Source organism: Nonomuraea sp. NPDC050202 (genome assembly GCF_040656115.1).
In the GTDB taxonomy this organism is placed as follows: domain Bacteria; phylum Actinomycetota; class Actinomycetes; order Streptosporangiales; family Streptosporangiaceae; genus Nonomuraea.
Genome location: NZ_JBFALF010000012.1, coordinates 16,211 through 39,779, shown reverse-complemented (window position 1 = coordinate 39,779; position 23,569 = coordinate 16,211). Strand labels below are relative to the sequence as shown.

Below are 23,569 nucleotides of genomic sequence, written 5' to 3'. Positions count from 1 at the left end.
GACGTCTCGTACGATAGCGTTTATCCGAGGATGCGGGAAAAGGTCCGCCTATACCCGCGCGCGAGCAGCGCTCAAGACGCACCCGATAAGCTCTACCCCATGAGCATCTCCCCGACCTTCAGAGAAGTGTTGGCCCAGCGTGTGATCGTCGCCGACGGGGCGATGGGCACGATGCTCCAGGCCCAGGACCCGACGATCGACGACTTCCACGGGCACGAGGGCTGCAACGAGGTGCTCAACGTCACCCGCCCCGACATCGTGCGCGGTGTGCACGACGCCTACTTCGCCGTCGGCGTCGACTGCGTGGAGACCAACACCTTCGGCGCCAACCTCGCCGCGCTGGGCGAGTACGACATCTCCGACCGCGTCTTCGAATACTCCGAGGCCGGCGCGAGGATCGCGCGCGAGGCGGCCGACCACTGGTCCACGCCCGACCAGCCGCGCTTCGTGCTCGGCTCCATGGGCCCCGGCACCAAGCTGCCCACCCTCGGCCACCTGCCGTACGCGAGCCTGCGCGACGCCTACCGCGACAACGCGGCCGGCCTGATCGCGGGCGGCGCCGACGCGCTGATCATCGAGACGTGCCAGGACCTGCTGCAGGTCAAGGCCGCCGTCGTCGGCGCCAGGCTGGCCATCGAAGCCGCCGGCCGCGACATCGTGATCATCGCGCAGGTGACCATCGAGACCAACGGCGCGATGCTGCTCGGCTCCGAGATCGGCGCCGCGCTGACCGCGATCGAGCCGCTCGGCGTCGACATCGTCGGCCTCAACTGCGCGACGGGCCCGGCCGAGATGAGCGAGCACCTGCGCTACCTCGCCCGCCACTCCCGGCTCAAGCTGAGCTGCATGCCCAACGCCGGCCTGCCCGTGCTGACCGCCGACGGCGCCTACTACCCGCTGTCGGCAGGGGAGCTGGCCGACGCCCACCAGACCTTCACCCGCGACTACGGCCTGTCCCTGGTCGGCGGCTGCTGCGGCACCACGCCCGAGCACCTGCGCCAGGTCGTCGAGCGGGTCAGGGGCCGGGAGATCGCCACACGCCGCCCGCATCCCGAGCCTGGCGCGTCCTCGCTCTACCAGACCGTCCCGTTCCGGCAGGACACCTCGTACCTGGCCATCGGCGAGCGCTGCAACACCAACGGCTCCAAGGCCTTCCGCGAGGCCATGCTGGAGGGCCGCTGGGACGACTGCGTCGAGATGGCCCGCGACCAGGCCCGCGACGGCGCCCACATGCTCGACCTGTGCGTCGACTACGTCGGCCGCGACGGCGTGGCCGACATGAAGGAGCTGGCCTTCCGCTTCGCCACCGCCTCCACGCTGCCGATCATGCTCGACTCGACCGAGCCCGCGGTGCTGCAGGCCGGCCTCGAGATGCTGGGCGGGCGCGCCGCGGTCAACTCCGTCAACTACGAGGACGGCGACGGCCCCGACTCCCGCTTCCAGAAGATCATGCGCCTGGTGCGCGAGCACGGCTCGGCCGTGGTCGCGCTGACCATCGACGAGGAGGGCCAGGCCCGCACCGCCGACTGGAAGGTCCGCGTGGCCAGCCGCCTCATCGAGGACCTGACCACCAACTGGGGCATGCGGGTCGAGGACATCATCGTCGACTGCCTGACCTTCCCCATCGCCACCGGCCAGGAGGAGACCAGGCGCGACGGCCTGGAGACCATCGAGGCCATCCGCGAGCTCAAGCGCCGTTACCCGGGCGTGCAGACCACGCTGGGCCTGTCCAACATCAGCTTCGGCCTCAACCCGGCCGCCCGCATGGTGCTCAACTCGGTGTTCCTCAACGAGTGCGTCAACGCCGGGCTCGACTCCGCGATCGTGCACGCCTCCAAGATCCTGCCGATGGCGCGCATCCCCGACGAGCAGCGCCAGGTCGCGCTCGACATGGTCTACGACCGCCGCCGCGAGGGCTACGACCCGCTGCAGAAGTTCATGGACCTGTTCGAGGGCGTGGACGCCGCCGTCATGCGCGCCGGCAAGGCCGAGGAACTGGCCGCGCTGCCGCTGTGGGAGCGGCTCAAGCGGCGCATCATCGACGGCGAGCGCAAGGGCCTGGAGGCCGACCTCGACGTCGCCCTGGAGCAGCGCCCCGCCCTGGAGATCATCAACGACGTGCTGCTCGACGGCATGAAGACGGTCGGCGAGCTGTTCGGCTCCGGCCAGATGCAGCTGCCGTTCGTGCTGCAGTCGGCCGAGGTGATGAAGACGGCCGTGGCCTACCTCGAGCCCCACATGGAGCGCGTCGAGGGCGAGACGAAGGGCCGCATCGTGCTGGCCACCGTCAAGGGCGACGTGCACGACATCGGCAAGAACCTCGTCGACATCATCCTGTCCAACAACGGCTACCAGGTCGTCAACCTCGGCATCAAGCAGCCCGTCTCGGCCATCCTGGAGGCCGCCGACGAGCAGAAGGCCGACGTCATCGGCATGTCCGGGCTGCTGGTGAAGTCGACGGTCATCATGAAGGAGAACCTGGAGGAGATGAACTCCAGGGGCCTGTCGGAGAAGTACCCGGTGCTGCTCGGCGGCGCCGCGCTGACCCGCGCCTACGTCGAGCAGGACCTGGCCGAGCTGTTCGAGGGCGAGGTGCGCTACGCCCGCGACGCGTTCGAGGGGCTGCGGCTGATGGACGCGTTCATGGCCGTCAAGCGCGGCGTGCAGGGCGCGACGCTGCCGCCGCTGCGCGAGCGGCGCGTCAAGACCGGCGCCACGCTCGTCCGCACGCCCGTCGAGGAGCTGCCCGCCCGCTCCGACGTGGCCGCCGACAACCCGGTCCCGCGCGCGCCGTTCCACGGCGACCGCGTGGTCAAGGGCATCTCGCTGAACGAGTACGCCGCCTTCCTCGACGAGCGGGCCCTGTTCCTCGGCCAGTGGGGCCTCAAGCCCACCAGGGGCGGCGACGGGCCCGGTTACGAGGAGCTGGTCGAGACCGAGGGCCGGCCGCGGCTGCGCATGTGGCTCGAGCGCATGCAGACCGAGGGCCTGCTGGAGGCGGCCGTCGTCTACGGCTACTTCCCGTGCGTCGCCGACGGCGACTCGCTGATCATCCTCGACGACGACGGCAGCGAGCGCACCCGCTTCACCTTCCCGCGCCAGCGCCGCGACCGGCACCTGTGCCTGTCCGACTTCTTCCGGGGCAAGGACTCCGGCGAGGTGGACGTGGTCGGCTTCCAGGTGGCCACCATGGGCGCGAAGATCTCCGAGGCCACGGCCGAGCTGTTCGCCAAGGACGCCTACCGCGACTACCTCGAGCTGCACGGCCTGTCGGTGCAGCTCACCGAGGCGCTGGCCGAGTACTGGCACGCCCGGGTCCGCTCGGAGTGGGGGATCGGCGGCGAGGAGTCGCTCGACGACATGCTGAAGGTCAACATCCAGGGCTGCCGCTACTCCTTCGGCTACCCGGCCTGCCCGAACCTGGAGGACCAGAAGCAGCTGTTCGAGCTGCTCGCGCCGGAGCGCATCGGGGTGACGCTGTCGGAGGAGTTCCAGCTCCATCCGGAGCAGGCCACCTCGGCGCTGGTCGCCCACCACCCGGAGGCCAAGTACTTCAACGTCTGACAGCAGACGTCCGCCCGCCCGCCGTTCACGCGCGGGCGGGCACGATTCCGCCCGCCGTTCAGCCCGGACACGCACCATGCACGTGGTCCGCGGCGGCGGGTGGCAGCACCGATCGGGGACAGGAATGCAAGCGGCTTTCTTCGACATGGACGGCCTGCTGGTCGACAGCGAGCGCGTCTGGCTGCAGATCGAGACCGAGGTGATGACCAGGCTCGGCGCCGAGTGGACCCCCGAGCACCAGGCCCACCTCGTCGGCGGCTCGATGGAGCGCACCGTCGAGTACATGCTGGCCGTCTCCGGCGCGAGCGTGCCGCCGGAGAGCGTGCGCGAGTGGATGGTCACCGGCATGGTGAGCCGGCTGTCGGCCGGGGTGCGCGTCATGCCCGGCGCCTCCGAGCTGCTCGACGCCCTGCGCGCCGAAGGGGTGCCGGTGGGGCTGGTCACCTCCTCGCTCAAGGACATCGCCGACGCGGTGCTCAAGAGCGTCGGCAGGGAGCGTTTCGACGTCGTGGTGACCGCCGACGACGTCACCCGTACCAAGCCGGACCCGGAGCCGTACCTGACGGCCGCCCGGCTGCTCGGCGTGCAGCCCGTCCGGTGCGTGGTCCTGGAGGACTCCCCGAACGGCGTGGCCGCCGCGACCGCGGCCGGCTGCGCCGTCGTGGCCGTGCCGAGCCTGCTGCCCGTCGAGCCGGCGCCCGGCCGGCTGGTGGTCCCGTCCCTGACGGAGATCGGGGTCGCCGATCTCAGGGATCTTCTGCCGTCCTGACGCGTTACCCCTAAGGGAAATGTGGTTCTCGCGGAGGAGGCGGACAAGCCTCCGCGTGCCAGGATGGAGGGCACGAGCGAGCGATGACGAGGGGGCGGCGAGATGGGTAACTTCGAGGCGATCGCCTGGCTGCCGCTGTGCGCGGGCGTGAGCCTTGCCGGGCTGGCGCTGGCGTTCCTGGCCTTCAGGCGCAGGGGAGCGGCAGCGGGGCTACGGGTGACGGCGTGGGCGCTGCTGCCGGTCGCGGCTTATCTGACGGGCGCGCTGCAGGCCCTGTGGAGGATCGGCGCCACGGTGGCCGGCTTCGTGACCGGCCTGGTGTTCAACCCGGCCGTGTGGGCCGGTGTGGCCGTGGCGGGGCTGTCGGTGGTGCTGTTCGTGGTGTCCGGTGTGATGCGCGGCAGGAAGCTGTCGCCCGGCCGCAAGAAGAAGAGTGACGCCGCCGACGCGCCGGCGCAGGGCGGCCCGGCCAAGCAGGCTCCCGCCGCGGGTAAGGCACAGCAGGCCCCGGGCAAGCCGCAGCGGCCGGCCGTCTCCCAGAAGCCCGCGAGCAAGGGCGACGACGACTTCTCCGACATCGAGGAACTCCTCAAGCGGCGCGGCATCAGCTGATCCACTTGCCGGAGGCGTTTGTGTCACGGTTCCGAGACGCAACCGGAACCTGTTCACGACATTCCTTCAAGATCGATACGAATGAGTTTCGCAACAATCACAGATTAGCCACATAGCGGCCTGAGGGACTAGTCATAGCAGCTCAGGCCATAGATTCTGCCTCCTGAGGTCCGCGAGTCGGGTCTACTGTAACCACGCGTTAAGACAGCGTTGTCTTGTACCAGGGGGCATCTCGGCATGACCGCACCGCTAGACGTTTCCGGTTCCGCGGCGGAGGCACATCCGGAGTCGGTGCTCAAGGGAGCGGGCCAGGCCATCCAGGGCCGATCGCTGACAAGGATCGCGTGGATGCGCCTGCGCCGCGACAAGGTGGCACTCGGCGGTGGCGTCGTCGTGCTCCTGCTGATCCTCGTGGCGATCTTCTCCACGCCGATCATCTCCTTGCTCGGGCACCCGCCGCTGGAGTTCCACCAGGACCAGATCGACCCGAACACGCTCCTGCCCGCGGGCAACTTCGGCGGCATGAGCGGCGAGTACCTGCTCGGCGTCGAGCCGGTCAACGGCCGCGACATCTTCAGCCGGATCGTCGCCGGCGCCTGGATCTCGCTGCTGATCGGCTTCCTGGCCACCATGGTCTCGGTGGTCATCGGCACCGTCATGGGCGTCGTCGCCGGCTACTTCGGCGGCTGGGTCGACCAGGTCATCGGCCGCATCATGGACGTCTTCCTGGCCTTCCCCCTGCTGGTCTTCGCCATCGCGCTGGTCGGCGTCATGCCCAACGAGGGGTTCGGGCTCCAGGGCGACGGCCTGCGCATCGCCATGCTGATCTTCATCATCGGCTTCTTCAGCTGGCCCAGCATCGGCCGCATCGTCCGCGGCCAGACGCTCTCGCTGCGTGAGCGCGAGTTCGTCGACGCCGCCAGGAGCCTCGGCGCGCGCCACGGCTACATCCTGTTCCGCGAGGTGCTGCCGAACCTGCTGGCGCCGATCCTGGTGTACGCGACGCTGCTCATCCCGACCAACATCCTGTTCGAGGCCGCGCTGTCCTTCCTCGGCGTCGGCATCAACCCGCCCACCCCGACCTGGGGTGGCATGCTCTCCGAAGCGGTCCGCTTCTACACGCTGCCCCACTTCGTGCTCTTCCCGGGTCTGGCGATCTTCATCACCGTCCTGGCGTTCAACCTGTTCGGCGACGGGTTGAGGGACGCCTTCGACCCGCGGGCGCACTGAGCCCGCCAACGCTTCATCCCCCGCATCCCACTCATCAAGGGGTTAGTCAATGAGAAGGAAACACGCACTGGCAGGAGCCGCGACAGCGGCGCTCGCCTTGGTGCTCTCCGCCTGTGGCGGCGGAGGTGGCGGCACTCCCAGCCAGCCCGCCCAGTCGGCGGCAGGCGGCGCCGCGCAACCCGCGGCCAACGTCGCTCTGACGCAGGTGTACAACCCGTCCACGAAGAAGGGCGGGACGCTCAAGGCGGCCCACTCCTCCGACTGGGACAGCCTCGACCCGGCCGACACCTACTACGGCTACTCGTTCAACTTCGGCCGGTTCTACTGGCGGACGCTGACGATGTACAAGCCGGGTCCCGGCCCCGAGGGCAACACGGTCGTCCCCGACCTGGCGGAAGGGCTCGGCCAGCCCAGCCCTGACGGCAAGACCTGGACGTACAAGCTCAAGAGCGGCCTGAAGTTCGAGGACGGCACGCCGATCACCGCCAAGGACGTGGCGTACGCGGTTGCCCGCTCCTTCGACAAGAAGACCTTCACGCACGGCCCCTCCTACCTCAACGAGCTGCTCGACTGGCCGAAGGACTTCAAGGGCGTCTACGAGACCCCCGACGTGGACTACAAGTCGGCGGTCGAGGCCACCGACGACACCACGGTCGTCTTCCACCTGAAGAAGCCGTTCGCGTCGATGGACTACGTCGTCCAGATGCCGATGACGGCCCCGGTGCCGAAGGACAAGGACACGGGCGCCAAGTACAAGGAGAAGGTCGTCTCCTCCGGCCCGTACAAGTTCGAGACGAACGAGATCGGCAAGCGCTTCACGCTGGTCCGCAACGACCAGTGGGACCCGGCGACGGACCCGAACCGTCCCGCGCTGCCGGACCGCATCGAGGTCCAGCTCAACGTCAACGCCGACGACCTGGACAACCAGCTCATCTCGGGCAGCGTCCAGCTCGACATCCCCGGCACCGGCATGCAGCCCGCCGCGCTCGGCAAGGTGCTGCCGGACCCGGCGCTGAAGGCCCGTACGGACAACCCGACGATCCCGAGGCTCTGGTACGTGTCGGTCATCCCCGACACCAAGCCGCTGGACAACGTCAACTGCCGCAAGGCCGTCATGTGGGCCGCCGACCGCGTCGCCAACCAGACCGCCTACGGCGGCCCGGTGGCCGGTGGCGAGATCGCCACGAACGTGATGCCGCCGCCCATCGTCGGCCAGGAGAAGTTCGACCTGTACGCCAGCCCCGAGAACAAGGGTGACGTCGCCAAGGCCAAGGAGGCGCTCGCCGCCTGCGGCCAGCCGAACGGCTTCACCACCAACATGTCGTTCCGCTCCGACCGCCCGCGCGAGAAGGCGCTGGCCGAGGCGATGCAGCAGGCGCTGGCCCGCGTCGGCATCAAGCTGGAGCTGAAGGGCTTCCCGGCCTCCAGCTACTTCTCCGACTACGCGGGTAACGTCAACTACGTCAAGGAGAACGGCATCGGCCTGGCCACCCACGGCTGGGGCTCCGACTGGCCCGACGGTTACGGCTTCATGCAGGCCATCGTCGACAGCCGCACCATCCGCGACGCCGGCAACTACAACCTCAGCGTCAAGAACCCCGAGGTCGACAAGCTGATCGACCAGGCCTCCGCCGAGCTCGACGCCGCGGCCCGCGCCAAGCTGTGGGTCGAGGTCGACAAGAAGGTCATGGAGGACGCCTCCATCCTTCCCGTGGTGTGGGCCAAGTCGCTGCTGATGCGCGGTCAGGGCGTGACGAACCTCGCCTACAACGAAGGCCAGAGCATGTACGACTACGTCCTGCTCGGCGTTCAGTGACGGCTGAACCAGGTTCGGGGATCTAGCGAAGGCAGGTGAAGGCAGGAGTGGCCCGCCCGCGGCGGGCGGGCCACTCGGCCGACAGCGGTGGTCACATACATCATCAGGCGTCTGATCGGCGCCTTCGCCATGCTGATCGTGATCAGCATGGTCACTTTCGGCATCTTCTTCGTGGTGCCGCAATGGGCGGGGGCGACACCCGAGGCCCTCGCCTCGCGTTACGTCGGGCGCGCGGCCACGCCGGAGACCGTGGCACTGGTCGCGGAGCGGCTCGGCTTCAACGACCCGGTGGTCGTGCAGTACGGCAGGTTCGTCAAGGGCCTGTTCGCGGGAGCCGAGTACGACTACGGCGCCGGCGTCGAGCAGTGCCCCGCGCCCTGCTTCGGCTACTCCTTCATCAGCGGCCAGCCCGTCTGGCCCGACCTGGTGGACCGCATGCCGGTGACCTTCTCCCTGGCCATCGGCGCCGCGATCCTCTGGGTGGTGGCGGGCGTCAGCGTGGGCGTGCTGTCCGCGCTGCGCAGAGGCAGCATCTTCGACCGGATCTCGATGGGCACCGCCCTCGCCGGCGTGTCCCTGCCGATCTTCTTCACCGGCATGATCTCCCTGGTCGTCTTCAGCTACGGCCTGGGCTGGACCCCGCCGGGCGGCGCGTGGACGGACTTCACCGTCAACCCCGCCCAGTGGGCCTACAACCTGCTGCTGCCGTGGATCACGCTGGCGTTCCTGTTCGCCGCGACCTACGCGCGGCTGACCCGCGCGGGCATGCTGGAGACGATGGGCGAGGACTACATCCGCACCGCCAGGGCCAAGGGCCTGCGCGAGAACCAGGTCGTGACCAAGCACGGCCTGCGCGCCGCGCTCACGCCGATCCTGACCCTGTTCGGCATCGACTTCGGCCTGCTCATCGGCGGCGCCATCCTCACCGAGACCACCTATACTCTGCCCGGGCTCGGCCAGTTCGCCATCCTGGCCATCAGGAATCAGGACCTGCCCCAGGTCATGGGTGTCGTGCTCGTCGCCGCCGGCTTCGTGGTGGTCGCGAGCCTGGTCGTCGACCTCCTGTACGCCGTGGTCGACCCGAGGGTGAGGTTGTCATGAGCTTCCTTGACGTCAAGGATCTGAAGATCCATTTCCCGACCGACGACGGTCTGGTCAAGTCCGTGGACGGCCTGTCGTTCAGCCTCGAACGCGGCAAGACCCTGGGCATCGTGGGCGAGTCGGGCTCCGGCAAGAGCGTCACCAGCCTCGGCGTGCTCGGCCTGCACAAGGGCGGCCGCGCCAGGCTCTCCGGTGAGATCTGGCTCGACGGCGAGGAGCTCATCGGCGCCTCCGCCGAGCACGTGCGCAGGCTGCGCGGCAAGAAGATGGCGATGATCTTCCAGGATCCGCTGTCGTCGATGCACCCGTTCTACACGGTCGGCCACCAGATCATCGAGGCGTACCGGATCCACAACAACGTCTCCAAGCAGGTCGCCCGCAAGCACGCCGTCGACATGCTCGGCCGGGTCGGCATCCCCGAGCCGGAGCGCCGGGTCGACGCCTACCCGCACGAGTTCTCCGGCGGCATGCGCCAGCGCGCCATGATCGCCATGGCGCTGTCGTGCGACCCCGAGCTGCTCATCGCCGACGAGCCCACCACCGCGCTCGACGTGACAGTGCAGGCCCAGATCCTCGATCTCATGCGCGACCTGCAGCGCGAGTTCAACTCCGCGCTCATCATCATCACCCACGACCTGGGCGTCGTCGCCGAGCTGTCCGACGACATCCTCGTCATGTACGGCGGCAAGTGCGTCGAGTACGGCACCACCGACGACATCTTCTACCGCCCCGAGCACCCCTACACGTGGGGCCTGCTGGGCTCGATGCCCCGCCTCGACCGCGAGCCCACCGAACGCCTCATGCCGATCAAGGGCTCCCCGCCGTCGCTGATCAACGTGCCGTCCGGCTGCGCCTTCCACCCGCGCTGCCCGTACGCGGAGAAGACCGGCGGCAAGGACAGGACCGAGGTGCCGGCCCTGACCGAGACCGAGGGCGGCCACCTGGTGCGCTGCCACCTCGACCGGGCCGAACGGCGGGACCTGTGGGAGAACGAGATCAAGCCAGCGCTGGAGACTCCGTGAGCGACAACGAGCCGCTTCTTTCCGTGCACAACATGGAGAAGCACTTCCCCGTCACCAAGGGCCTGCTCAAAAGGCAGGTCGGCGCCGTCAAGGCGGTCGACGGGATCGACTTCGAGGTGTTCAAGGGCGAGACGCTCGGCCTGGTGGGGGAGTCCGGCTGCGGCAAGTCCACCACGGGACGGCTGGTGACCAGGCTCCTCGAGCCGACCGCCGGCAAGATCGTCTTCGAGGGCCAGGACATCACGCACATGTCGCAGGGCCGGCTCAGGCCGCTGCGCCGCGACATGCAGATGATCTTCCAGGACCCCTACTCGTCGCTCAACCCCCGGCACACGGTCGGCGCGATCGTCGGCGCGCCCTTCCGCATCCAGGGCGTCAAGACCGACAACGGCATCAAGAAGGCCGTCCAGGACATCCTGGAGCTGGTCGGGCTCAACCCCGAGCACTACAACCGCTACCCGCACGAGTTCTCCGGCGGGCAGCGCCAGCGCATCGGCATCGCCCGCACGCTCGCGCTCAAACCCAAGCTGATCATCGCCGACGAGCCCGTCTCCGCGCTCGACGTGTCCATCCAGGCCCAGGTCGTCAACCTGCTCGAAGACCTGCAGAACGAGCTGGACCTGACCTACGTCGTCATCGCCCACGACCTGTCGGTGGTGCGGCACATCAGCGACCGCGTCGCCGTCATGTACCTCGGCAAGATCGTCGAGATCGCCGACCGCAAGCGGCTGTACGAGTCGCCCATGCACCCGTACACCAACGCGCTGCTGTCCGCCGTGCCCGTGCCCGACCCGAAGTCGCGCAAGGAACGCGAGCGCATCCGGCTCGTCGGCGACGTGCCCAGCCCGCTCAACCCGCCGCCCGCCTGCCGCTTCCACACCCGCTGCTGGAAGGCACAGGACATCTGCAAGCAGGTCGAGCCGCCGCTGGCGCAGCTGGCCGACGGCCACCGGGTGGCCTGCCACTTCCCGGAGAACGCCCCCGAGCAGGCGCCGAGCACCCCCGCCGTCACGACCGGCTGAGTTACGACAGGCCGAGTCACGGCCGGTTGGGTCACGGCCGGCTGAACCGCCGCGCCGGGCGTCCTCAGGAGATGGCGCCCGGCGTGATCAGCCCCGTCTCGTAGGCCAGCACCACCGCCTGCACGCGATCGCGCAGCCCCAGCTTGGTCAGCACGTTGCCGACGTGCGTCTTCACCGTCGTCTCGCTCACCACGAGCTTGGCCGCGATCTCCGCGTTCGACATGCCCTTGGCGATGAGCCGCAGTACCTCCAGCTCCCGCTCGGTCAGCCGGTCCAGCCGCGCCGGAGCCGCCTGCTCGTAGGCCGACGGCAGCCGCGTGGCGAACCGGTCCAGCAGCCGCCGCGTCACGCTCGGCGCCACGATCGCGTCGCCCGCCGCCACCACCCGGATCGCCTGCACCAGCTCGTCCGGCGGCACGTCCTTCAGCAGGAACCCCGACGCCCCGGAACGCAGCGCCTCCACGATGTACTCGTCGAGGTCGAACGTCGTCAGCACCAGCACCTTCGGCACGTGCGCCGACGGCGCCGCCTCCCGCACGATCCTGCGGGTCGCCTCGATGCCGTCGACCCCGGGCATCCGGATGTCCATCAGCACCACGTCGGGCAGCAGCGCCCTGGTCTGCTCCTGCGCGTCCTTGCCGTCGCCCGCCTGCCCCACCACCGTGATGTCGGGCTCGGCCTCGAGTATCAGGCGGAAACCGGTACGCAGCAGCGGCTGGTCGTCCACCAGCAGCACTCTGATCGTCATTGGCCGTCCTTCAACGGGAGCCTCGCCCGCACTTCGAAACCGCCCCCCGGTAGCGGACCGATGTTCAGGATTCCACCATAGAGGGCCACACGCTCGCGGATGCCCACCAAACCATGCCCTGACGGCGACGACAGCTCCATCTCCTGCGCCGGCCCCTTCCCGTCGTCCTCCACCCGCACGTCCAGCTCGTACGGCTCGTACCGGACCGTGACCACCGCCTCCGCCCCCGCGCCCGCGTGCCGCAGGCTGTTGGTCAGCCCCTCCTGGACCAGCCGGTACGCCGCCAGGTCCACCCCCGCGGGCAGCGGCACCGGCTCGCCCGTCACCAGCAGCCGCGTCGGCAGCCCCGCCTCCCGCATCTGCTCCACCAGCGACGGCAGATCCCGCACCCCCGGCTGCGGCCCCAGCTCCGCCCGCGCGTCGGCCCTGGTGTCGGTACGCAGCACGCCCACGATGTTACGCATCTCCGTCATCGCCAGCCGCCCCGTGTGCTCGATCGCCGACAGCGCCTCCCGCGCCAGGTCGGGATCGGAGGCCAGCACCCGCCGCGCGGCCGCCGCCTGCACCGTCATCACGCTCACATGGTGGGCCACCACGTCGTGCAGCTCGCGCGCGATCCGCGACCGCTCCTCCGCCCGCGCCGCCCGCGTGTCGGCCGCGTGCGCCCGCTCCAGCCTCGCCGCCCGGTCCTTCAGCTCCTCCAGGTACGCCCGGCGCAACCGCAGGCTGCGTCCCGCCCCCCACACCGCCACCAGCACCACGGCGGTCACGACGTACTCGCTGGCGCCGCCCACCCTGACCGGGGCCGACACGGCGCCCGCCAGGTACGTCACCAGCGACAGCACCAGCCCCGCCAGCGCGATCGCCAGCCCCCGGTAGGACGCCACCGAATACAGCAGCACGATCCCGGCCAGGCTCGACATGCCCGTGCCGTAGCCGAGCCCGTTGAGCAGCGTCTCCGGCACCAGCCCCGCGCACAGCGCCGACAGCGGCCAGCGGCGGCGCACCGCCACCGGAGCCGACGCCGCCACCAGCAGCAGCGCCCCGAACACGTCCGGCTGCCGCATGCCCTCGACCGGGATCCCCTCGGCCTGCAGCCGATCGGGCCCGTACAGCGCGAACAGGGCCACGGAGGCCGCTGCCACCACCCCGGCGAGCACCGTGTCGTGGAGCCTGCTCCGATCTATGCGCACCGCTTCACTGTAAGACCAGGTGAGAGCCGGGAACCTCCTACTCCGGGAGGATAAGCGCCGCCCTACAGCTCGTCCGTGGCCGAGCGGCGGCTGCTGCGCACCGTGTCACCCGGCTGCCGGTCGGGCACCGGCGGCGGCGTGCCCCCGAACTCCGGGCACAGCGCCTGATGGTCGCACCAGTCGCACAGGCGGCTGCGCCGCGCCCGCCACTCGCCCGTCTCCAGCGACCGCTCGATCGCCGCCCACAGCGCCATCACCTTGCGCTCGGTGGCCAGCAGATCCGCCTCGTCCGGCGCGTAGCGCAGCACCTCGCCCTGCCCGCCCAGGTAGACGAGCTGCAGCAGCCGCGGCACGCTGCCGCGCAGCCGCCACAGCACCAGCGCGTAGAACTTCATCTGGAACAGCGCCTTGGCCTCGAAGTCGGGCCCCGGCGCGCTGCCCGTCTTGTAGTCGACCACCCGGATCTCGCCCGTCGGCGCCACGTCGAGCCGGTCGACGTAACCCCGCAGCATCAGCCCCCCGTCGAGCACCGCCTCGACGTACAGCTCCCGCTCGGCCGGCTCCAGCCGCGTCGGATCCTCCAGCGTGAAGTAGCGCCGCAGCATCTCCCGCGCCTGTCCCAGCCACTGCGCCTGCTCCGCCTCGTCGGCGAACATCCCCGCGTACTGCGGGTCGTCGGCCAGCAGCCGCTCCCACTGCGGCTCCAGCAGCTCCAGCGCCGCCTCCACCGAGCGGCCCGGCGCCGGCAGGTCGTACAGGCGCTCCAGCACCGCGTGGACCACCGTGCCCCGCACCGCCGCCTGCGACGGCTTCTCCGGGAGCTGGTCGATCACCCGGAAGCGATAGAGCAGCGGACACGTCATGAAATCGCCCGCCCGGGACGGGGAGAGAGCTCCGATGATCACCGGCTCGGTCAACGTCATGCACCGCACTCTAGGTCAAGACCCCGACAGAATAACCGCCGCGGAACGAGGATCACGTGATCGGGCGCGTAGCATCAAGGCAGCAACAGCACGTAATGGACGTTCAAGGAGTGCGGTGAGCGAGCAGAGCCCGCGGCAGGAGTCCTCCGGCATCCGGATGGGGAAGCCGTTCGGCATTCCGGTGTACGTCTCGTGGACCTGGTTCCTCGTGGCGGCCTTCATCACCGTCATGTTCGGGCCCCAGATGCGCCAGATGCTGCCCCAGCTCGACGACTTCGCCGCCTACGGCGTGGCGTTCCTGTTCGCGGTGCTGCTGTACGTCTCGGTGCTGCTGCACGAGCTGGCCCACAGCGTGCTGGCCAAGGCGTACGGCCTGCCGGTCCGCAGGATCACCCTCTACCTCCTCGGCGGCGTGTCGGAGATCGAGAAGGAGCCCCCCACGCCGGGCAAGGAGTTCATGGTCGCCGCCGCGGGCCCCGCGCTCTCGCTCGGCCTGGCCGGGCTCGGCCTCGTCGCCGACGTCTACCTGATCAACGACCGCGGCATCCTCGAGGTGCTCACCTGGCAGCTGTGGTTCGCCAACCTCATCGTCGGCGTGTTCAACCTGCTGCCCGGGCTGCCGCTCGACGGCGGCAGGATGCTGCGCGCCGGAGTGTGGAAGCTCACCCGCAACCCCGGCTCCGGCACCGTCGTGGCGGCCTGGGGCGGGCGGGTCCTGGCCGTGCTGCTGGTGGTGTTCCCGATCGCGAGCATGCTGTCGGGCGGGCGGGAGCTGGACTTCACCAACGTGATCTGGCCGCTGGTGCTGGCCTCCTTCATCTGGATGGGCGCCAGCCAGTCGCTCCGCGTCGCCAAGATCAGGGCCAGGATCCCGCAGGTCAACGCGCGAGCCCTGGCGCGCAGGGCGATCCCGGTGACGGCCGAGACGCCGCTGTCGGAGGCGCTGCGGCAGGCCGCCGAGCAGCGGGCGGGCGCGCTCGTCGTCGTCGACCACGACGGCAGGCCGCTGGCCATCGTCAACGAGGCCGCCGTCCAGGCCACCCCCGAGCACCGCCGCCCCTGGGTGAACGTCGGCTCCCTGGCCAAGACCCTCGAGCCCCAGATGGTGCTCGCCGCCGGCCTGACCGGAGAGCCGCTCATCGACGCCATGCGCGAGGCCCCCGGCAGCGAGTACCTGCTGGTCGAGGACGGCGGGGAGATCTACGGTGTGCTCTCGACGGCCGACGTGAACAGGGTTTTCACTGGCGTCTGATTTGTCCCACTCGTTTAACCGGCGACCCCTCGATAGGGTCGTGTCCAGCAGTTTCGGGTGGCCCGGAGCCAACCCCCGCGATTTCTGCGATACCACGACTGGCCGATAGTGTTCGGTTTGGCCAAACTTGCACAGTTGAGGGGTTTGTTGCGGTCCACCGGTTCACCGAATCGAGACGAGGGGGCCGCGACACGGCCTCGTCGTCTGGGTATGCGTATGGCTGGTGGCCAGCACGGCAGTGCGGGTGCCGTAACAACGCCGGCTTCCGGGGAGGAGAGTTGAGTGACCGAGCGCAGCGAGGGCACCAATGAGCGCAGCACGGTCGTCATGAGGGAGGACGCATGACCGACCAAGGCTTCGGAGTGGTGCGTCCGCTTCCTGGAAATGGGCTTGTCGCCTACGAAGGCGGGCTGCTGCTGGTGTGCGACTCGGCCGAGGCGGCCGCCGACGCCCTGATCGATGCGCTGCGCGAGACCGCCGCCTCCGGCGGCGACGGCCGGGCCATGGCCCGCCGCGCCGCGCAGGTGCTCGCCGCCAACATGGCCTCCGACCCCGCCACCTGCGCGGTCGCCGGCCCCGTCGGCGACGGCGTCGCCGTCCTGGTCAGCGGCTCCGCCTCGGCCACCATCGTCACCTCCGGCGGCGAGACCCGGCTGGCCGGCAGCGACTCCCTCACCTGGGCCGACCGCCTCGTCAGCGGCCCCGTCGAGCGCGTCGAGCTCAGCCTGCCCGGCGCCGGCAGCCCCCACCCCGCCGTCCGCTTCGCCGGCGGCATCGTGCACGGCGGCGGCCTCGTCGGCGACCTCACCGGCGAGTCCTCCGGCCGCCCCGCGGCCCCCGCCCAGCCCAGGCTCCTGACCAGCGAGCTGCCCGCCACCGGCTTCCACCTCGAGCCCGACCTCGTCCAGCCCCAGCAGCAGCAGCCCGTCGAGCGCCCGCCGTACCCGATGGCCGACCAGCCGCCCATCACGCCCGGCCCGCCCTCAGGGCCCCAGCCCGCGCCGATGGAGCCGCCCGCCTACCACACGCCGCAGGAGCCGCCGCCTCCCTACCTGCCGCCGCAGGACCAGCCCTACCAGCCCGCGCAGGACCAGGCCTATCCGCCCGCGCAGGACCAGCCCTACCAGCCCGCGCAGGACCAGGCCTATCCGCCCGCGCAGGACCAGCCCTACCAGCCCCCCCAGGAGCCGCCGCTGCACGAGCAGCAGCAGTTCCCCTCCTACGACGAGCCCCCCGCCTCCGGCAACGGCGTCGGCGAGCCGGTCCCGCAGCACCTGGGCACGCCCGACCACTACGACCAGCCCGCGCCGCCCGTGCTCGGCCCGCCCGACCAGTACGACCTCCCGGGCCCGCCGCAGCAGGAGCAGCAGGGCGACCACGGCGACCGCCCGCTCGTCTACGGCGTCGACTGCAAGAACGACCACTTCAACGACCCCCGCGTGCCCTACTGCGCCGTCTGCGGCATCGCCCTGGTGCAGCGCACGCTCGTCCCCTACAAGGGGCCGCGGCCCTCGCTCGGCGTCCTCGTCCTCGACGACGGCACCGCGCTGCCCCTGGACAGCGACTACCTCCTCGGCCGCGACCCCGAGCGCGCGCCGGAGGTGGCCGGCGGCACCGCCAGGCCCGCCAAGGTCACCAGCCCCGACGGCTCGGTCTCGCGCCGCCACCTGCGGGTGGCGCTCGACGGGTGGGACGTCAACCTGGTGGACCTGGGCTCCGTCAACGGCACCCAGATCCAGCCGCCCGGTGACCCCAACTTCTACGACATCCCGCCGAACGAGCCCGTCACGATCGCCCCGGGGACCACGGTCCGCGTCGGGGTCTCCCGGACGCTCCGCTTCGAGGCGCACCGGGGGTAGCGGGGGTTTCGGCTCTGGTCGCCCGCGCCCGAAGGGTGGGCGCGGGCGGTCGCATGAGAGGCGGTCGCCTGAGGGCGGTTGCGCGGGCGGCCGCATGAGCGCGTGCGGGCGGTCGCATGAGGACGGCTGTACGGGCGGTCGCATGAGGGGCGGTCGCGCAGGGGAGAGACGCACACGCCGCTCGGGCGCGCCCCGCCATGCGCGGGAGCTCGGGTGCCGCACCGGTGCCACCACCGCTCGGGAAGCGCTGTGCCGGCCTCATGGCGCGGGCATACGCTGTGCCGGCCTCATGGCGCGGGCATGCGGTGCCGGTTGTCGTGGCGCCGCGCGGTGCGGTCGTCCCGGCGCGGTGGTCTTCATGGGGCCTTTACGGGGGCCTTCAGGAGGCGTCGGACGTCGCGAGGAACTCGCGGGCGCCCCGGAGCCGGGTTCTCAGCCGCTGCCGCGTCGCCGAGCAGTCCAGCCGCACCTCCAGCGGCCCCGGTACCCCGGAGCCGGCCCGGCGGCCCGTGCGGAGGCGCGCCGCGTCGAGGCCGTCCCGGCGGGCGATGAGCACGCCCAGCTCGTACCTGCTCACCGCGTCGGCCCCCGCCACGTGCAGCACGCCGGACAGGCCCCGCACCCCCGCCTCCTCCAGCGCCGCAGCCAGGTCGCGGACGTGGACGGGACACCGCACGTCGTCGGTGAACAGCACCCCCTCACCCGCCCCCGTCGCCAGCGAGCGCACCAGCGTCTCGTGCCCCGACCGGCCGTGCCCGAGGATCAGGGACGTCCTGGCGATCGCGGCGCCGGGCAGCACGGCCCGCACGGCCGTCTCCGCCGCCGCCTTGGCCGCCCCGTACGGGGTGATCGGGTCGGGCGGGCACGTCTCGTCGTACCGCTTCCCGGCACCGGAGAAGACCACGTCGCTGGAGACCTGCACCAGCCGCCCGCCTGTGCGCGCCACCCCCGCCGCCACGTGCGCGGCGCCCTCCGCCGTGACCGCCCAGTCGCCCTGACGGTAGGCGGCGTTGATCGTCACCTCCGGCCCGAACGCGTCGAGCGCGGCGGCCACGTCCCGCCTCTCCCGGACGTCCACGCGCAGCCACGTCGCCTGCGCGGGCTCTCCCGGCCGGGTCAGGTAGGTCGCGCCCACCTCGTGGCCCGCGGCGGCGCAACGCCGTACGAGCTCGCCGCCGAGGAACCCGCTCCCGCCCACGATGAGCACCCTCACGACCGGTCACGCTACCGGAGCGCCCTGACGAACATGGAGATGATCGCTAACTTCCGTGCTCGCAGTACATCGCAGCACATTAAGGCGAAAACGCGACAAAAGTCATCAAGGGCGCTGGTGTCGGAGGGGGCGACCGTCACGCGTGATGTCCGAGGCGGCCGAGAAACGTCGCGACGGGAGTGCCCGGCAGGCTTGCCCGGCAGCCCGGCCCGGCGGCCACGACGGCGACGTGTCCGGGCGTGAGGCGGGCCGTGGCGTACCCGGGCGGGGCGGGGGAGGAGGCGAGGGAAGTTGCATCCCGGCCTAATCAGGAAATGCCGGGCAATTTCTCGCCTAATCCGTTAAATCGTGAAGATCCTTCGGAAAGCCCCGGAGGTGGAAACGCACCTGTGAACCGGAGACTCGCCGCGAATGCGCCCTCGTACCGGCTGTCCCATTCCCGGGATCCGGCCCGCCTCGAAGCCCCGGGATCACGGTGGGACCGGTCGGAAAGTCCGTACGCCCCGCAACAGACGCACCGCCGCCTCACACCCGCTGGCCGCCTCCAGCGCCCGCCCCGCCGCGGTCGCGAACCGCCCCAGCAGATGCTCGTCACCATCGCAGAACTTCCGCCCCGCGACCCACAGGAACGTGTGGTCCCGCGCCGCCACCGGCACGGGCGTGGCCAGGAACCCCGGCTCGCCCATCGAGGCGTCCGGCGGCAGCCGCACCGCGTGCGAGGACGCGGCCAGTTCCTTCAGCACCCCCGACTCGGCCAGCCAGCGCCGCAGGCGCAGCGGGTCTCCGGGCGGTGCGTGCACGTGCACCGGGCACGCCTCCTGCCGCAGCGCGTCCACCCGGACGAACCCGGCATAGGCAGTGCCCGCGACGGCGGCGGCGGTGCGCGCCAGCCGGTCGGTCAGCTCCGCGGCCTGCAAGCAGGAGAACGCGGAGAGGAGTTCGCGCATGGCGACGTCGACACGGTTGTATGGCATCGCGAGATCCCCTCTGAGGCGGAGGGGGCGAGATCGCGCAGCCCGATCGCGCGAAACTCGCCAGCGGGTGACCTGACTATCGCCCTCGACGCGGCCCTTGACTACCCCTCAACAGGAAATCAGGATTTTTGCCAATTCCTGACCGACCGTACGGTCCCGCCGCAACACCGCCGTGATCCATGGCGGGTCACCACACCCCCGGCGTGCTCCGGCACAGGAGCGGGCCCGCGCTACGCCGGGCGCAGCCGCGCCCACTGGACGTCGTCGGCCCGCGTGCCGTCCGGCCGCGGCAGCAGCTCCCGGTGCACGCCCTCCCGCCGGAACCCCGACCTCTCCAGCACCGCGTGCGAGGCCGTGTTGTCCGCGTCGGTGCCCGCCACGATCCGGTGCAGGGCCGTGTGCGCGAACGCCCAGTCCACCACCAGCCCCACCGCCCGCGTCATGAAGCCGCGCCCGCGGAAGCCGGGCAGCAGCGAGTAGCCGATCATGGCCTGGCCCAGCACCGGGACCACCTGCATGAGCTGGATGTGCCCGGCGAACGCGCCCGAGCGCGCGTCCCTGATCGCCATCTCCGCCCGCTGCCCCGACAGCCACCAGTAGCCGGTGTACCGGCAGCGCCGGTCGATGTCCGCCATCGAGGCGGGCGGCGTCACGGAGTACGCCGCCACGCTCGGCTCGGCCATCATCCGGTGGTATTCGGCGGCGTCGCCCGGCGCCATCGGCGCCAGCCGCACCACCCCGTCGTCCAGCGCCCCGCCCTCCAGGAACGGCAGGTACGGCTCCACCGCCGGCGCCGCCTCCCCCTGGAGCCTGGCGAACACCACGTAATCGGCGAAGCGCCCGTCGCGCAGCCGCCTGGCCTCCCGCCGCAGCCCCTCCTCGCGGAAGCCCGCCCGGTACGCGGCCCGCAGGCTCGCCACGTTCTCCACCTCGGCCTGCAGCTCCACCCTGCGCACGCCGTGATCGAGCGCCCAGTCGGTCACCGCCCGCGCCGCCGTTGCCGCCACGCCCCTGCCCCTGGCCCACGGCGCCACCACGAAGCCCGCGCCCGACACGCCCCAGCGGTCCGGCGGCGCCAGCCAGACCAGCCCGGCGAACCGCCCGCCCTCCGTGATCGCGTACTGCGCCCCGCCGTCCTCCCAGGCGCCCGCCCCGCGGCGTACGCAGCCGAGGGCGTCACCCAGCTCGTACGGTTGCGGCAGCGACGGCATGAACCTGGCCGTCACCGGGTCGTCGCACATCTTCACGATCGCCTCGGCGTCGCCCTCCGCCGGAGGCCGGAGGATCAGAGCGCCGGACGAGATCACGTCACGCGGGAGCATCCCCCATAGATATCGCGCGTCCTGACGCGCTCAAAAGCCCTATAACCTTGCCGCCATGGGTTTCCGCAGGCATGGGCCATTCCAGGCAGGGGATCAGGTGCAGCTCACCGACCCCAAGAACAAGCGCCACACGATCACGCTCAAGGAGGACGGCGTCTTCCACACCCACAAGGGCGCCATCCCGCACAGCGACCTGATCGGGCAGCCTGAAGGCTCCGTCGTGCGCTCCTCCGGCGGCACCCAGTACCTCGCCTTCCGCCACCTCCTGCAGGACTACACGCTCGCCATGCCGCGCGGCGCGGCCGTCATCTACCCCAAGGACGCCTCGATGATCGTCGGCATGGCCGACATCTTCCCCGGCGCCCGCGTCATCGAGGCCGGCGTCGGCTCCGGCGCGCTGACCTGCTTCCTGCTGCGCGCCGTCGGCCCCGAGGGGCACGTCACCTCCTACGAGCGGCGCGAGGAGTTCGCCGACGTGGCGCGCAAGAACGTGGAGAAGTTCTACGGCGGCCCCATGGACGACAACTGGCGCCTGGTCGTCGGCGACCTGGTCGCCTCCATCGACGAGGTGGACGTCGACCGCGTCATCCTCGACATGCTCGCCCCCTGGGAGTGCGTCGACGCCGCCGCGAAGGCGCTCACGCCCGGCGGCGTGATCTGCTGCTACGTGGCCACGACCACCCAGATGTCCAAGACGGTCGAGGCGATTCGCGATCACGGGTGTTTCACCGAGCCGCATGCGTGGGAGACCCTGGTTCGCGACTGGCATGTCGAAGGACTCGCCGTTCGGCCCGATCACCGGATGATCGGCCACACCGGGTTCCTCGTCATCGCCCGGCGCATGGCCGACGGCGTGACCCCGCCGCCGCGCCGTCGACGACCGAAGGGGACCACTGAAGAACTATGACAATTTGGCCACGAGGGTGCGTTGGTGCGTGACACGGGAACAGACCGCCGTGTTCATATGCTGGGAGTATTAAACGCACTATTGGGGATTATTCAACGAATACTGAATGTCACTCTACGAACACTGCCCGGCCAGGTTACGGAGGGGCCCGAGATAGGTAAGGTCCTTAGTAGTCGCCCTCGACTGGGAAGGAGGTGACGGGGCGTGGCAGCTCGCGATGATGCTGAGGCTCGAGCCGCGCAGCGCGAACGGGAGGTCGCTGATCTTTCAACACAGGTCTCCTTCCTCCAGGAGGAGATCACCGCGCTGAGGCGGAAGCTGGCCGAGTCACCCCGTCAGGCCAGGGTCCTCGAAGAGCGTCTCCATGAGGCACAGGCGAATCTGGCGGCCGTGACCGGCCAGAACGAGCGCCTGGTGGCAACCCTCAAGGAGGCCAGGGACCAAATCGTCGCTCTCAAGGAGGAGGTCGACCGGCTGGCGCAGCCGCCATCCGGCTTCGGCACCTTCCTCGAGGCCAGAGAAGACGGCACGATCGAGGTGTTCACCGGAGGGCGCAAGCTCCGCGTGAACGTCAGCCCGGCCGTCGACGTCGACTCGCTGAGGCGTGGCCAGGAGGTCATGCTCAACGAGGCGCTCAACGTGGTCGAAGCACTCGGCTACGAAGAGGTCGGCGAGATCGTGATGCTCAAGGAACTGCTCGACGAGGGCAAGCGGGCCCTGGTCATCTCGCACGCCGACGAAGAGCGCGTCGTGCGACTGGCCGAGTCGCTGGTCGGCCAGCCCATCAGGGCGGGCGACTCGCTCCTGCTCGAACCTCGCTCCGGCTACGTCTACGAGCGCATACCCAAGTCCGAAGTCGAAGAGCTCGTGCTGGAGGAGGTCCCCGACATCTCCTACGAGGAGATCGGCGGCCTCATGCGGCAGATCGAGCAGATCAGGGACGCCATCGAGCTGCCCTACCTGCACGCCGACCTGTTCCGCGAGCACAAGCTCCGTCCCCCCAAGGGCGTGCTGCTGTACGGGCCGCCCGGATGCGGCAAGACGCTCATCGCCAAGGCCGTCGCCAACTCCCTGGCCAAGCAGGTCGCGGAGAAGACCGGCCAGTCCGGCAAGAGCTTCTTCCTCAACATCAAGGGCCCGGAGCTGCTCAACAAGTACGTCGGCGAGACCGAGCGGCACATCCGCCTGGTCTTCCAGCGGGCCCGCGAGAAGGCCTCAGAGGGCACCCCGGTGATCGTGTTCTTCGACGAGATGGACTCGATCTTCCGCACCCGAGGCTCCGGCGTGTCCTCCGACGTGGAGAACACCATCGTCCCTCAGCTGCTGTCGGAGATCGACGGCGTCGAGGGCCTGGAGAACGTCATCGTCATCGGCGCCTCCAACCGCGAGGACATGATCGACCCGGCGATCCTGCGGCCCGGCCGCCTGGACGTCAAGATCAAGATCGAGCGGCCGGACGCCGAGGCGGCCAAGGACATCTTCTCCAAGTACCTCGTCTCCGACCTGCCCCTGCACCCCGATGACCTGGCGGAGCACTCCGACTCCCGCGAGGCCACCATCCAGGGCATGATCCAGAGCGTCGTCGAGCGCATGTACCAGGAGAGCGAAGAGAACCGCTTCCTGGAAGTGACCTACGCCAACGGCGACAAGGAAGTCCTGTACTTCAAGGACTTCAACTCCGGCGCGATGATCCAGAACATCGTCGACCGGGGCAAGAAGATGGCCATCAAGCAGTTCCTCGAAAGCGGCCAGAAGGGCCTGCGGGTGCAGCACCTGCTCACGGCCTGCGTGGACGAGTTCTCCGAGAACGAGGACCTGCCCAACACCACCAACCCCGACGACTGGGCCCGCATCTCCGGCAAGAAGGGCGAGCGGATCGTCTACATCCGCACGCTCGTCTCCGGCAAGCAGGGCACCGAAGCCGGCCGGTCCATCGACACCGTCGCCAACACCGGTCAGTACCTGTAAAACCCCTGGACGGCAGGGCCGAGCGGGATTCCCCGCCCGGCCCTGCCGTCTTTCCTGCCGTCTTTCCCGGCCGG

18 protein-coding genes are annotated in these 23,569 nt (G+C 70.2%); 12 read left to right on the top strand and 6 right to left on the bottom strand.

From position 1 onward, the window contains the following. Positions 1-99 precede the first annotated feature (99 nt). The 8 genes from metH (at position 100) to AB0I79_RS29005 (ending at position 11,136) form a co-directional block, all read left to right on the top strand. On the top strand, positions 100-3,564 hold the full coding sequence (gene metH / locus AB0I79_RS29040; protein WP_357879132.1) for a methionine synthase: 3,465 nt from the start codon (positions 100-102) through the stop codon (positions 3,562-3,564). A 124-nt stretch (positions 3,565-3,688) separates the two neighbouring features. Next, positions 3,689-4,333: an HAD family phosphatase gene (locus AB0I79_RS29035; protein WP_357879129.1), complete on the top strand. Its 645-nt coding sequence runs from the start codon at positions 3,689-3,691 to the stop codon at positions 4,331-4,333. A 102-nt stretch (positions 4,334-4,435) separates the two neighbouring features. Further along, positions 4,436-4,945 carry a cellulose synthase gene (locus AB0I79_RS29030; RefSeq protein ID WP_357879126.1) on the top strand — a complete coding sequence of 170 codons (510 nt, stop codon included), beginning with the start codon at positions 4,436-4,438 and terminating at the stop codon, positions 4,943-4,945. Positions 4,946-5,182: 237 nt separating this feature from the next. Beyond that, a complete protein-coding gene (locus AB0I79_RS29025; protein ID WP_357879123.1) occupies positions 5,183-6,175 on the top strand; it encodes an ABC transporter permease in 993 nt (330 codons plus the stop codon). 49 nt (positions 6,176-6,224) lie between these two features. Next, complete coding sequence (locus tag AB0I79_RS29020; protein ID WP_357879120.1) at positions 6,225-7,991, top strand: ABC transporter substrate-binding protein; 1,767 nt, start codon at positions 6,225-6,227, stop codon at positions 7,989-7,991. Positions 7,992-8,078: 87 nt separating this feature from the next. Beyond that, positions 8,079-9,092 (top strand): ABC transporter permease, encoded by a 1,014-nt coding sequence (locus tag AB0I79_RS29015; RefSeq protein ID WP_357879117.1) that lies wholly within the window; start codon positions 8,079-8,081, stop codon positions 9,090-9,092. Beyond that, positions 9,089-10,114, top strand: coding sequence for an ABC transporter ATP-binding protein (locus AB0I79_RS29010; RefSeq protein ID WP_357879114.1), 1,026 nt, complete (start codon positions 9,089-9,091; stop codon positions 10,112-10,114). Before AB0I79_RS29015 ends, AB0I79_RS29010 begins: the two co-directional genes overlap by 4 nt. A 32-nt stretch (positions 10,115-10,146) precedes the next feature. Continuing rightward, entirely contained in the window at positions 10,147-11,136 is a 990-nt protein-coding gene (locus AB0I79_RS29005) for a dipeptide ABC transporter ATP-binding protein (RefSeq protein WP_357879749.1), read from the top strand. Between the two features lie 64 nt (positions 11,137-11,200). Here AB0I79_RS29005 and AB0I79_RS29000 read toward each other — a convergent pair whose 3' ends face one another. From AB0I79_RS29000 to AB0I79_RS28990, 3 genes are all read right to left on the bottom strand, one after another. Next, positions 11,201-11,884: a response regulator transcription factor gene (locus tag AB0I79_RS29000; protein ID WP_043627946.1), complete on the bottom strand. Its 684-nt coding sequence runs from the start codon at positions 11,882-11,884 to the stop codon at positions 11,201-11,203. After that, entirely contained in the window at positions 11,881-13,077 is a 1,197-nt protein-coding gene (locus AB0I79_RS28995; RefSeq protein WP_357879111.1) for a sensor histidine kinase, read from the bottom strand. Before AB0I79_RS28995 ends, AB0I79_RS29000 begins: the two co-directional genes overlap by 4 nt. A 62-nt stretch (positions 13,078-13,139) precedes the next feature. Then, complete coding sequence (locus AB0I79_RS28990; RefSeq protein WP_357879108.1) at positions 13,140-14,000, bottom strand: RecB family exonuclease; 861 nt, start codon at positions 13,998-14,000, stop codon at positions 13,140-13,142. A gap of 115 nt (positions 14,001-14,115) precedes the next feature. Here AB0I79_RS28990 and AB0I79_RS28985 point away from each other — a divergent pair, with 115 nt between their 5' ends. Together AB0I79_RS28985 and AB0I79_RS28980 are read left to right on the top strand one after the other, a co-directional pair. Beyond that, entirely contained in the window at positions 14,116-15,252 is a 1,137-nt protein-coding gene (locus AB0I79_RS28985; protein WP_357879105.1) for a site-2 protease family protein, read from the top strand. A gap of 341 nt (positions 15,253-15,593) precedes the next feature. Continuing rightward, the gene (locus AB0I79_RS28980) at positions 15,594-17,111 is read left to right on the top strand and encodes an FHA domain-containing protein (protein WP_357879102.1); all 1,518 of its coding nucleotides are present in this window, start codon (positions 15,594-15,596) and stop codon (positions 17,109-17,111) included. A 379-nt stretch (positions 17,112-17,490) separates the two neighbouring features. Here AB0I79_RS28980 and AB0I79_RS28975 read toward each other — a convergent pair whose 3' ends face one another. From AB0I79_RS28975 to AB0I79_RS28965, 3 genes are all read right to left on the bottom strand, one after another. Next, positions 17,491-18,324: a sugar nucleotide-binding protein gene (locus AB0I79_RS28975; protein WP_357879099.1), complete on the bottom strand. Its 834-nt coding sequence runs from the start codon at positions 18,322-18,324 to the stop codon at positions 17,491-17,493. 470 nt (positions 18,325-18,794) lie between these two features. Next, positions 18,795-19,298 (bottom strand): hypothetical protein, encoded by a 504-nt coding sequence (locus tag AB0I79_RS28970; RefSeq protein WP_357879096.1) that lies wholly within the window; start codon positions 19,296-19,298, stop codon positions 18,795-18,797. Between the two features lie 230 nt (positions 19,299-19,528). After that, positions 19,529-20,620 carry a GNAT family N-acetyltransferase gene (locus tag AB0I79_RS28965; protein WP_357879093.1) on the bottom strand — a complete coding sequence of 364 codons (1,092 nt, stop codon included), beginning with the start codon at positions 20,618-20,620 and terminating at the stop codon, positions 19,529-19,531. Positions 20,621-20,675: 55 nt separating this feature from the next. Here AB0I79_RS28965 and AB0I79_RS28960 point away from each other — a divergent pair, with 55 nt between their 5' ends. Together AB0I79_RS28960 and arc are read left to right on the top strand one after the other, a co-directional pair. Beyond that, positions 20,676-21,527: a tRNA (adenine-N1)-methyltransferase gene (locus AB0I79_RS28960; RefSeq protein WP_253742092.1), complete on the top strand. Its 852-nt coding sequence runs from the start codon at positions 20,676-20,678 to the stop codon at positions 21,525-21,527. Positions 21,528-21,731: 204 nt separating this feature from the next. After that, positions 21,732-23,495 carry a proteasome ATPase gene (gene arc / locus AB0I79_RS28955; RefSeq protein WP_225266745.1) on the top strand — a complete coding sequence of 588 codons (1,764 nt, stop codon included), beginning with the start codon at positions 21,732-21,734 and terminating at the stop codon, positions 23,493-23,495. The last annotated feature ends 74 nt before the right edge of the window (positions 23,496-23,569 follow it).